The sequence below is a fragment of the Bacillus sp. ISL-47 genome (genome assembly GCF_018613175.1).
Classification (GTDB): domain Bacteria; phylum Bacillota; class Bacilli; order Bacillales; family Cytobacillaceae; genus Cytobacillus.
The window spans coordinates 175194-187015 of sequence record NZ_JAGGQS010000045.1; the positions used below are offsets into that span (position 1 = coordinate 175194).

An 11822-nucleotide genomic window follows, 5' to 3' on the forward strand; every position below is an offset into this window, starting at 1 on the left:
ATGTTTTGTAAAATAAAAAACCGCTATGTGACGATTCACATAGCGGTTTGAAGCAATTAGTTTGCTAATTTATCACGAAGAACCATTTGCAGGATTCCTCCGTGACGGTAATAATCAATTTCAACTTCAGAGTCGAAACGCACAAGAGCTTCAAAGGTCGTCTTGTTGCCATCTTCATCTGTAGCTGTAACTTTTACAAAGTCACGTGGTCTTACATTTTCATCGATTTGAACATCGATTGTTTCTTTGCCAGTTAAGCCAAGAACTTCAGCGCTTTCGCCTTCCTTGAACTGAAGTGGTAGTACGCCCATCAATACAAGGTTTGAACGGTGTATACGCTCATAGCTTTCTGCAATAACTGTTTTAATTCCTAATAAGTTTGTACCTTTTGCAGCCCAGTCACGGGAAGATCCCATTCCATAGTCTTTTCCGGCAAGAACTACAAGACCTGTTCCATCTTCTTTGTACTTCATGCAAGCATCATAGATAGAAGTTACTTCGCCGGTAGGCCAGTAAGTAGTAAATCCGCCTTCTGTACCTGGAGCGATTTGGTTACGGATACGAATGTTTGCAAATGTACCGCGCATCATAACTTCATGGTTTCCGCGGCGGGATCCATAAGAGTTGAAGTCGCGTGGTTCAACACCGTTCTCGCGAAGATATTTTCCTGCTGGTGTATCTTTGCCGATCGCACCTGCCGGAGAAATATGATCAGTTGTTACAGAATCACCGAACTTGCCGACAACACGCAATCCTGATAAAGGTTTAACTTCATCAGCATTAGGAGTTAAGCCTTCAAAGAACGGAGGATTCTGGATATATGTTGATTGGTCATCAAATGAATATAATGGTTCATTGCTTGTTTGAATTTGATTCCAGCGAGCATTGTCATCAAACACATGCTCATATTCTTTACGGAACAATTCAGGTGTAACAGTTTGTTTAACAACTTCATTAACCTCAGCAGTTGAAGGCCAGATATCGGTAAAGAAGACATCATTGCCATTCTTATCCTTGCCGATTGGTTCTTTTTGAAGGTCAATATCGACTGTTCCAGCCAATGCGTAAGCAACAACTAATGGCGGAGAAGCCAGATAGTTTGCTTTTACAAGCGGGTGAATACGGCCTTCAAAGTTACGGTTGCCGGATAGAACTGAAGTTACAAGAAGATCGCTTTCAGCTACAGCCTTTTCGATTTCTTCTCTTAATGGACCAGAGTTACCGATACATGTTGTACATCCATAGCCTACAAGGTTGAAGCCAAGCTGCTCCATGTAAGGAAGAAGGCCTGAATCACGCAGGTATCCAGTTACAACTTTTGACCCTGGAGCCAAAGAAGTTTTAACGAACTTAGGAACTTCCATTCCAAGTTCAACTGCCTTTTTCGCCACTAAACCTGCCCCAACTAAAACGTAAGGGTTTGAAGTATTTGTACAGCTAGTGATTGCCGCAATTGCAACGGCACCCGTTTTCATCTTAGTTGAATCGCCATTTGCAAATTCAACAGTGACTTCTTTATCGATTTCTTTCTTATCCAAGCCGAAGCCCTGGTTGCCTTGAGGAGCAGTGATCGCATCATTGAATTCCTTTTTCATAGCAGAAAGCGGAATTAGATCCTGCGGGCGCTTAGGACCTGAAAGGTTCGCTTCGATTTCGGAAAGATTGATTTCAACTACATTTGTATATACTGGCTCTAGAGATGGATCAAAGAACATTCCATTTTCTTTGCAGTATTTTTCAACAATTTTGATTTGCTCTTCCGGACGTCCAGTCAGGCGCATGTAATCAAGGGCTTCCGCATCAACAGGGAAGAATCCACAAGTAGCACCGTATTCAGGAGCCATGTTAGCAATTGTAGCACGGTCAGCCAATGGAAGCTGTGTAACACCAGGGCCGAAGAATTCTACGAATTTGCCAACTACTCCCTGGCTGCGCAGTACTTGAGTTACCTTTAATGCAAGGTCAGTAGCAGTTGTTCCATTAGGAAGCTCGCCAGTAAGCTTAACCCCTACAACTTCAGGCACAGGGAAATAAGATGGCTGTCCTAGCATACCTGCTTCAGCCTCAATACCTCCTACACCCCATCCAAGAACACCGATACCGTTGATCATGGTTGTATGTGAGTCAGTACCAACAAGAGTATCAGGGAAAGTTTCGAAATCGCCTTCAGTTGTTTCGAGAGCATGAACAACATTTGCAAGGAATTCAAGGTTAACCTGGTGAACGATACCAGTTGCCGGCGGAACCGCACGGTAGTTGTCAAATGCTTTTTGAGCCCAGCTTAAGAACTGGTAACGCTCTGCATTACGTTCGAATTCAAGTTCCATGTTCGCTTCAAGCGAATCAGGAGTACCATATTTGTCAACCTGTACAGAGTGGTCGATAACAAGATCAACCGGCTTCTCAGGATTGATTTTATCAGGGTCTCCACCCATGTCAGCCATAGCTTTACGCAGTGAAGCCAAGTCAACTACTGCAGGAACTCCAGTGAAGTCTTGCAGAATAACGCGTGACGGCTTGAAAGGAACGTCCACCTCTTTAACTTCTGAAGTTCCCCATTTTGCCAAGTTTTCAACATGTTCTTTAGTAATTACACGGCCGTCATATTGACGAAGTACTGATTCCAATAATACCTTAATGGAATAAGGCAATTTGGAAACATTACCTACTCCAGCTTCTTCCAGAGCACCTAAGTGATAGTAATGATAGCGCTTCCCGTCCAGTTCAAAGGATTTGCGGGATTTGAACACATCATTCTTTGCCATATGTATTACCCCCTCTTTCATTAAACATCTTATACCAAGTGATAGGTAATTGTCGAAAAGTTTGAATTTTCATCCATCCTCACTTTTCTCACAATTTCTATATTAATACAACCTTTTATATAAGTAAATAACAAGAAAGTTATTGTTTCTGATAAGTTTTTCTTATAATAAATTTTATTTTAATCATTTTAACGGTAAAAAAGCGATAAATGAAAGCGTTTTTCAATTAGCAACTAACATCTCCGCTTCTATGTTATTATGCTGAAAAAATGAATAAAGCATTAGCTCTACTTTTGATTTTCATCATAATTTGTCATAATCCAAGGAAAAATACCTTCTACGGAGGTGATTTTCTATGGCTAAACGAAAAGCAAATCATATTATTGAGGGCATGAATGCAGCAAAGGGGCAAGGCATGGGGACTGGTTACAATGAAGAATTCTCCAATGAACCATTAACAGAAGCGCAAAAACAAAATAATAAAAAGCGGAAGAAAAACCAGTAACTTAATAATAAATAATAAAACCCGGCTAAAAGTTAGCTGGGTTTTATTATTTATTTCTTTTAAGCCTGCTTTTAATATTGGTTTACATCATCAACCATGGACTTCAAGTCCTGTTGGAATCTTTCCAGCTGTGCACGCTGGTGTTCTGAGGCAACTTCCAGTGCATTCTCAATTTGCGTATATGCTTCATTTACTTCCTGTTTAAGATGCTTAAGCTGGTGGCCATAGCTTGCTGAATCTTTTACAATTTCAGCGTATAGTTCCTGTGCGTCTTCCATTCCCTGCTGTGCTGCCTGAAATGCTTGCTGTTTATCTTTATGGTATGGCATACCTTATTCACTCCTAATAAAAATTTGTACCATTAAATTGCGCATTAGCAGTTAAAAATATTCCGCAAAATGGATTAGGAGCAAATGTTCAATTATAGCCACATTTTGCAAGGCAATTTTATCGAAAAAAAAGCCAAACTAACACAAGAAATACAGGTGAAAATCGCCTTATTTCTTTAATCATGAGGAGGGGTTAGAATGAACAAAAACAATGGCAAAGATATGAGAAAGAATGCGCCAAAAGGCCACAACGAAGGTCAGCCGGAGCCATTAAGCGGCTCCAAAAAAGTGAAAAACCGCAACCATACAAGACAAAAGCATAACTCACATCATGATATGTAATTGATTTAAATATAAAACAGCTGCCCTTCTTGGGCAGCTGTTCATTATAGTGAAGATAAGGCGTTTAAAATGATCTCTTCTTCTTCAGCAGTAACCGTTCGCAGATCAATAAGTATTTCTTCTTTCTGAATCCTGACAATAATGGAAGGAGAAAATCCCGTTCTTAATTGCCTGCCCACATGCTCAGCTGAATATTGCTTATGCTTTAAGACGGCAACCCAGGAAGGCAGCTCAACGTCGGGCATTGTCCCCCCGCCTACTTGTCCAATACTTTCCTTCATTGAAAAATAATAATTTTCCGTGGCTTTTTCCAGTTTACGCAGAAAATGTTCTGTTCTTTTTTGAAGTTCTTCCCTGGTTGTCAGCACATCCCGGACAACAGGTATATTTTTCATTTCGGCCTCGCCTTTTATATAATCTAGGAGTGTCCCTTCCAGAGCTGCTAGCGTCATTTTGTCTACACGGAGTACTCTGGCAAGCTGGTGCTTCTTTAATTTTTTGATTAAATCTTCTTTGCCGGCAATAATGCCGGCCTGAGGGCCCCCAAGCAGCTTGTCGCCGCTAAACGATACTATATCGGCTCCCAATTTGATAACCTCGCTGACAATCGGCTCCTCTCCGATTCCCCTGCTTTTAAAATCAAAAAGCGCGCCGCTCCCTAGATCTTCGTAAAAAATAACATTCTTTTCTTTCGCTAAATCAGCAAGCTCTCCAGTACCAACTTCTTTTGTAAATCCGATAATTTTAAAGTTGCTCGTATGAACTTTAAGAATCATAGCTGTTTCTTCATTAATTGCTTTCTCATAATCTGACAAATGAGTCTTGTTTGTGGTTCCAACCTCGGCAAGCTTTGCTCCGCTTTCTTCCATAATGCTTGATATCCGAAAGGATCCGCCAATTTCAACGAGCTGTCCTCTGGAAACAATTACTTCGTTGTCAGCTGCGAGAGCTTTTAAAATAAAATATACTGCCGCGGCATTATTATTCACTACCATAGCAGCTTCTGCACCAGTTAACTCTTTTACAAGACCTTCAACATGGATATGCCTCGAACCGCGCTCACCTTCTGCAAGTTTATATTCCAAATTGGAATAGTTCATGGCAGTTTCAAGCATATGGGCTGCAGCATTACTGCTTAGACGGGCCCGCCCAAGATTGGTGTGCAGGATTGTTCCTGTTGCATTAATTAACCTCTTAAGCGTGTAGCTATACCGATCCATGATAGCTTCTTCGACCCTTTGAAACAGGATATCTGAAAATCCCTTCGTACCAGGGTCATCGTTGTTCCACCGGGCACTCAATATATCCTGTCTAATATCCGAAATAACATCTTTCATGATGTTTGTTACTTGTATAGTATCCAGACCATGCCGGATCAATAGCTCATTGAACCGGTCTTCTTTTTGCAATTCATGAACGGGCGGTATGTTTCTAAGTCTATTTTTCAAAATGATCCCTCCAACACTCGCCTGATTATTATACCATTTTTCACTTATTAGCATGGAATGAATACTATAGAAGAAGCAAGGAGGTAATGGAATGAATAAAAAGGATGATCTGCACAGGTTCAATTTAAGTGAAATGGAAAAATGGATGGAGAATTTCTTCCTTGATCCTCTCACATCCTATATGGACCAGCTTACTTTTCGCATTGATTTATATGATACAGAGAACGAAATCATCGTTGAAGCACTATTAACCGGCTGTGTTCCAAAAGATGTAACCGTTTCCTTAAAAGAAAATAAGGTCATCATTAAAGCTGTTAAAAAGGAACTTCCCCTGGGAAAAAATGGCCAACCCTGTATGCGGAAAGTAGAATTGCCTTTTAAGGTGATTAATAAGAGAGTAAGGGCTGCCTTTTCAAATGGAATCCTTGAGATTTTCATTGCGAAAAATGAACCTGGATCTGGCTGTGATAGAAATATAATGATTCCATGATAATGCTGAGATTGAGTATGCCTATTTTTATAAATCTGTTTACATAATATTATTATGATCTTCTTGCTCCCTAAAAAAACCTTCTCACTATTATTGGAGAAGGTTTTTGGATTACCCCTGCATTTTTTCTATAATATTCTTTGCCTTTGGAAATACGCCTGTATCCAGTTTGGAATAAAGCTTTTCTCCATTGACTGTCACTTCAAAGGCACCGCCTGAGCTAGGAATCAGCTCCATTTTCACAATTTCAGAACGAAAATGACTAAAAAGTTCTTCCGCGAAACTCGCGGCTTTTGGCGCGTAGTTTCACATCATGCAAAATTCAACTGTTACTTCAAATTTCATGTTAATTCCTCCGTATGTATAGTTGCTTTATCTGTAAATATACTGACATTTTAGTACAAACAGCAACTCAGTGCAAACGATAATTGTTATATGGTGAACAGCTTGCCTTTCCTTCGAAAATAAAGCAAGATACAAATGTAGGACGTAGTGATGAGGTGATTTAATTGAAAATACAGGAATACTTAAAGCGTTTATCTGTACCAGAAGAAAAAAAGCTTGATCTTAGGTATCTGACTAAACTACAGCAAAGTCATATGGAGAAAATCCCTTTTGAAAACCTGGATGTTACTAGAAATGTTCCTATTAAGCTTGACCATAATTCTTTTTATGAAAAAATTCTGATCCGGAACCGCGGCGGTTTTTGTTATGAATTAAACGGTCTCTTTCAGCTGCTGCTGTCAGAGCTCGGCTTTCAGGCCCATTTAATATCCTGCACCGTAAAAAAGCCGGATGGCTGGGTTCGAGAAGATTCCCATGCGGCTATTCTTGTTTCGGTAGATCATTTTCCTTATTTGGTGGATGTTGGTTTTGGAGATTCTGTCCGCCAGCCGATGCCTTTAACGGGAATAGAAAAGACAGATGTAAGCGGAACTTACAGGGTAAAAGAAATCGGCAACGAGACTTATGACCTTGAAAAACTGGAGTACGGACAATGGAAAATCCTTTACCGATTTTCCGAAAAGCCTAAACAGCTCCATCACTTTACTGATGCATGTTTGTTCAACCAAACATCTCCTGAATCACATTTTACACATGACGATCTTGCTACAATCGCTACAAAAAATGGACGTGTCACGCTTTCAGGGCTAACTGTCACAAAATCTGAAAATGGATCGAAAGAGAAAATGGAGCTAAATGAGAAAGAAAAAAGCGATTTCCTCCTTGAACAATTTCAAATCAAAATATAAGAGGACAGCTTCATTAGCTGTCCTCTTGTGCTATTTATAACTTTGTCTTCAGCTTATCCAGCATATCTGCAGTCATTTTTGCCAGATCATAATCAGCTTTGAAGCCCCACTCTTCTTTCGCTGCTGATGCATCAATCGAATTAGGCCAGCTGTCAGCTATTGCCTGACGAACCGGATCGACATCATACGAAATTTCAAATCCAGGGACGTGCTTGCGAATCTCAGCAGCAATCTGTTCCGGTTCAAAGCTCATCGCTGTTACATTAAAGGAATTACGGTGAATCAATTTATCGGCGTCAGCTTCCATTAAGTCTACGATCGCGTTTAATGCATCTGGCATATACATCATATCCATATATGTGCCTTTATCGATATAGGAAGTATAACGGCCATTTTTAATGGCTTCATAATAGATTTCAACAGCGTAATCCGTGGTTCCTCCACCTGGAGGAGTAACATAAGAGATTAAGCCTGGGAAGCGCAGCCCTCGCGTATCGACACCAAACTTGTGATAGTAATAATCGGATAATAACTCCCCCGCCACTTTGTTTACGCCGTACATGGTAGTCGGCCTGTGGATGGTATCCTGCGGTGTGCTGTCTTTCGGCGTGGAAGGTCCAAAAGCGCCAATAGAGCTCGGAGTAAAGAACTGTGCCTTGCACTCTCTCGCTGTTTCCAGGGCATTCATCAGCCCACCCATATTCAAATTCCATGCGAATACTGGATTGGCTTCAGCTGTAGCAGATAGAAGCGCGGCCATATGAATAACTGTGTCAATATCATATTTTTTAGCTGTTTCCAGCATGGTTTTGGCATCTGTCACGTCGACCATTTCAAATGGTCCTGACTGGGCAGCTTCTGACTCATTTTTTCTGATATCTGTGGCAATAACATGATCTGTTCCATATATGTCTCTTAATTTCAAGGTGAGTTCAGAGCCAATTTGCCCTAATGCACCAGTAATCATAATACGTTTCATTGTTTTCCTCCAACCTTATCCTCTTTGCCTTAAAAAGCTGTATCTAATTACTTTTTGTTTTAGCACTGTAAACTTGCTCATTACCGCTTAAGAAGCTCAGCCAACCGCGGATGTCCGACGCTCTTCGGCGCTTTGCGCCTTAGGGGTCTTCTTTGAATCGATCTCCCGCAGGAAATTGAATCCGCATCCTCAAATAAACACCCTACGAAGGAATGAATGCATTTTCGAAGCACTTGCGCCTTCCGCTCCAATTAACCAAGTACCAGATTCTCCATTCCCTTTTACAAACTGCCTTTGTTTTATTAAATAATGCCCATATTTTTGCCGACTTTTTCGTAAATAGCAATGGCGTTATCCAGCATCTCTTTCGTATGAGCTGCAGACGGCATGTTTCTGACACGCCCTGTTCCTCTAGGAACTGTAGGGAATACGATTGACTTTGCATATACGCCTTCTTCATTAAGCTTTTTGCTGAATTCCTGGGTTTTAACTTCATCTCCAATAATGCAAGGAGTAATAGGTGTTTCGCTGTCACCAATATCAAACCCTAATTTCTTAAGGCCATCTTTTAAATAGTTGGCGTTTTCCCATAGCTTTTCATTCAGCTCCGTACTTTCCATTAATAGCTCAATGGTTTTTATGCTGGCAGCTACATCCGCAGGTGTAAGTGATGTTGAGAATAAGAATGGTCTGCTGCTTACTTTCAGCCAATCAATTAAATCCTTCTTGCCGGCCACATATCCGCCGACAACACCGATTGCCTTTGAAAGTGTCCCAATTTGAAAATCAATTTTATCGGAAAGTCCAAAATGCTTAACCGTTCCCGCACCTTTTCCTAAAACACCAGAACCATGGGCATCGTCTACATAAGTGATAAGATCAAATTCTTCAGCAATTTCGACAATCTCTGGCAGCTTTGCAATATCTCCATCCATTGAGAAAACGCCATCAGTGATCACCATGATTTTGTTGTATTGGCCGGACTCCTTTGCTTCTTTCGCTTTTGCTCTTAGGTCGTCCATATCTGAATGGTTGACCCGAATAATTTTTGCTTTGGAAAGACGGCAGCCATCAATAATGGAAGCATGGTTTAATTCGTCAGAAAGAATGGCATCATTTTTGTCCATAACTGCGGAAATCGCAGCCATGTTGCAATTGAATCCTGACTGATATGCGATTGCTGCCTCTGTATGTTTGAATTCGGCAAGCTTTTTTTCAAGCCTTGTGTGCAGCTCAAGTGTTCCATTGATTGTGCGGACCGCACCTGCCCCAACTCCATATTTTTCAACTGCTTCAATTGCAGTCTTCTTAAGTCTTTCGTCTGTTGCCAAACCTAAATAGTTATTGGAGGAAAGATTGATTAACTCTCTGCCGTTGATTTTAATAATCGGACCATTTGGACTTTCAAGGGGGTCAATCACATTGTAAAGCCCTCTGCCTTTCAAATCCTCCAGGTTATCTTTTAAAAAAGAATCTAAAGTTTTGCTTGTCATTTAAAAATCCTCCTATACATTTTTTATTAGATGTCGCCAACTCATAAACAATTGTTTTTCTAGAGCGGACATTGAATTTACTGATCAGATAAGGCTATGTAAAGGTTTCACAATCATTACTTTATCACATTTTTTTATTTTGTACACTTATGGAGGACACAGTTTTATAAAAGTTCCTGTTTTATTAGTTTGTCCCTTTAACCCAAAGAGTTTCATTATTAATTAAAATTGTTGCTTTTATATATATACAATTTTAAGAACGCCAACCTACGTTCACTATGTTGAATAAATATACGTAAAATTGAGCTGTTTACTCTATCTAATCCAAGGGAACGAATTCTACATAGTAAATTGGTCAGGCTTAAAGCCTATGGAGGTTAAAGAATGAAACACCCTTTAAATGTTACATCGGAAATTGGAGAGCTAAAAACGGTTCTTTTGCATAGGCCGGGGAAAGAAATTGAAAACTTAACTCCCCAATATTTAAAAAGGCTTTTATTTGATGATATTCCCTTTTTGCCTGCAATTCAAAAAGAACATGATTATTTTGCAAACATTTTAAGCAATCGGGGGATTGAGGTCTTATACCTGGATAAGCTTATGACAGAAGCAATACAACATGAAGAAGTACGCCTTTCTTTTATTGAAAAGGTTTTATGTGAAAGCCAATCTAATATAAACGGATCCTATAAAACGGTGAAGGAGTATTTGTTATCCCTTCCTGCAGATGAATTAGTCAGCAAGGTAATGGCTGGTGTCGTGAAATCAGATATTGATCAGGAGAAAAAAGTCCATCTTCATGAGCTTATGCCTGACCATTATCCATTTTATTTGGACCCGATGCCAAATCTTTATTTTACCAGAGACCCGGCAGCAGTTATTGGCGAGGGGATTACCATTAACCGCATGCATGAACCGGCAAGGAGAAGAGAATCCATCTTTATGGACTACATCTTGAATCACCATCCCCGTTTTAAAAAGCATGAAATACCAACATATTTTAAGCGGGATGATATTTATTCGCTTGAAGGCGGGGATGAACTTGTTCTTAGTGATGAGGTCGTTGCAATCGGAGTAAGTGCGAGAACATCCGCACAGGGTATTGAAAAGCTTGCGCGGGAATTATTCAGCCGCCAGGCAGCCATAAAAAAAGTGGTTGCCGTTGAAATACCGAAAATAAGGGCGTTTATGCACCTTGATACTGTGTTTACGATGATTGATCACGATAAATTCACCTACCATCCTGCAATAGAAGACAGTAACGGCAGTATGAAGATCTACATACTGGAACAGGAAAAAGATTCAGATCAATTAAAAATCACAGAGAAAAACTCTTTTACAGAAACGCTAAAAGAAGTATTAAATCTCGATGAGCTAATACTAATCCCTTGCGGAGGGGGCTGCCCAATCGCCTCTGCACGGGAACAGTGGAATGACGGCTCCAACACTCTCGCCATCGCTCCCGGCATTGTCGTCACCTATGATCGCAACTACGTCTCCAACGACATCCTCCGCCAAAACGGCGTAGAAGTCATCGAAATCCTAAGCTCAGAGCTATCAAGAGGCCGCGGCGGCCCAAGATGCATGAGCATGCCAATATTGCGGGAAAATATCAGCTAATAAATTCGGGTGGTACCAGGTACCACCCGAATTTTGTCGAATGAACATTAAGCAATTGCAAGTTTATTCTATTGCCTGATGATCATTGCTAAATATCTATTCACTTGTTTCTTCTATAAGATATACCCTTCTCTTTAGCTTATATTGAAGTACACGGTAAAATAGTTTAGGCTTGGCTGTTTTCTTTGTTTCCTTTCCCCTGGTGCCTTGCCATTTTATCAAGGTAGTTGCCAAAGCTTAGCCACCGCTGAAGCAATATAACCTCCTTCCATACCTCTTTACAAGATCAAACCCCAGTCCTTTTTCAGAAAATTCCTCTGTTCCTATTAATTCAATGACCTGTGTGTAGATATGGAACTTTATTGGACCGGCAGACAGCCTTCCCCAATCTCTTTAACCCTGCTTTTATGGGCCGTTCACACTTTTCCACCTCAAAAATTAAATAAGTGAACTAAATTTTCAAAAGCTGTTCTTTTAAAGAACAACCTTAATATAAATATACTAATGCCCTTAAAACAAGCATCTATTTTAACATTCGTGAAGTATTTATAAAAAACTACTTATTAATAATTTATTTTTATTTATAATTATTATAAAT

General features: G+C 40.1%; 11 protein-coding genes. 5 read left to right on the forward strand and 6 right to left on the reverse strand.

What is annotated here, in order from left to right:
• Nucleotides 1-56: 56 nt before the first annotated feature.
• Complete coding sequence (gene acnA, locus J7I93_RS15660) at nt 57-2765, reverse strand: aconitate hydratase AcnA (RefSeq protein WP_214726784.1); 2709 nt, start codon at nt 2763-2765, stop codon at nt 57-59.
• Nucleotides 2766-3120: 355 nt separating this feature from the next.
• Here acnA and sspO point away from each other — a divergent pair, with 355 nt between their 5' ends.
• On the forward strand, nt 3121-3270 hold the full coding sequence (sspO, locus tag J7I93_RS15665) for a small acid-soluble spore protein O (RefSeq protein WP_110066474.1): 150 nt from the start codon (nt 3121-3123) through the stop codon (nt 3268-3270).
• A gap of 71 nt (nt 3271-3341) precedes the next feature.
• Here the strand turns inward: sspO and J7I93_RS15670 are convergent, their stop codons facing one another.
• Nucleotides 3342-3599 (reverse strand): hypothetical protein, encoded by a 258-nt coding sequence (locus J7I93_RS15670; protein ID WP_214726785.1) that lies wholly within the window; start codon nt 3597-3599, stop codon nt 3342-3344.
• Between the two features lie 198 nt (nt 3600-3797).
• Between J7I93_RS15670 and J7I93_RS15675 the strand changes: the two genes are divergently transcribed.
• Complete coding sequence (locus J7I93_RS15675; RefSeq protein WP_214726786.1) at nt 3798-3941, forward strand: small acid-soluble spore protein P; 144 nt, start codon at nt 3798-3800, stop codon at nt 3939-3941.
• A 44-nt stretch (nt 3942-3985) separates the two neighbouring features.
• Here J7I93_RS15675 and selA read toward each other — a convergent pair whose 3' ends face one another.
• The gene (gene selA, locus J7I93_RS15680; RefSeq protein ID WP_214726787.1) at nt 3986-5389 is read right to left on the reverse strand and encodes an L-seryl-tRNA(Sec) selenium transferase; all 1404 of its coding nucleotides are present in this window, start codon (nt 5387-5389) and stop codon (nt 3986-3988) included.
• A gap of 91 nt (nt 5390-5480) precedes the next feature.
• On the opposite strand from selA, the gene J7I93_RS15685 reads away from it, so the two are divergent.
• Nucleotides 5481-5879: an Hsp20/alpha crystallin family protein gene (locus tag J7I93_RS15685; protein WP_214726788.1), complete on the forward strand. Its 399-nt coding sequence runs from the start codon at nt 5481-5483 to the stop codon at nt 5877-5879.
• A gap of 111 nt (nt 5880-5990) precedes the next feature.
• Here J7I93_RS15685 and J7I93_RS15690 read toward each other — a convergent pair whose 3' ends face one another.
• Nucleotides 5991-6224, reverse strand: coding sequence for an Rdx family protein (locus J7I93_RS15690; RefSeq protein ID WP_483297140.1), 234 nt, complete (start codon nt 6222-6224; stop codon nt 5991-5993).
• Nucleotides 6225-6388: 164 nt separating this feature from the next.
• On the opposite strand from J7I93_RS15690, the gene J7I93_RS15695 reads away from it, so the two are divergent.
• Nucleotides 6389-7132: an arylamine N-acetyltransferase family protein gene (locus J7I93_RS15695; RefSeq protein ID WP_214726789.1), complete on the forward strand. Its 744-nt coding sequence runs from the start codon at nt 6389-6391 to the stop codon at nt 7130-7132.
• Nucleotides 7133-7166: 34 nt separating this feature from the next.
• On the opposite strand, the gene J7I93_RS15700 is transcribed toward J7I93_RS15695, so the two are convergent.
• Nucleotides 7167-8111 (reverse strand): L-threonine 3-dehydrogenase, encoded by a 945-nt coding sequence (locus tag J7I93_RS15700; RefSeq protein WP_214726790.1) that lies wholly within the window; start codon nt 8109-8111, stop codon nt 7167-7169.
• Nucleotides 8112-8413: 302 nt separating this feature from the next.
• On the reverse strand, nt 8414-9604 hold the full coding sequence (locus tag J7I93_RS15705; protein WP_214726791.1) for a glycine C-acetyltransferase: 1191 nt from the start codon (nt 9602-9604) through the stop codon (nt 8414-8416).
• Nucleotides 9605-9988: 384 nt separating this feature from the next.
• Here J7I93_RS15705 and arcA point away from each other — a divergent pair, with 384 nt between their 5' ends.
• A complete protein-coding gene (gene arcA / locus J7I93_RS15710) occupies nt 9989-11224 on the forward strand; it encodes an arginine deiminase (RefSeq protein WP_214726792.1) in 1236 nt (411 codons plus the stop codon).
• The last annotated feature ends 598 nt before the right edge of the window (nt 11225-11822 follow it).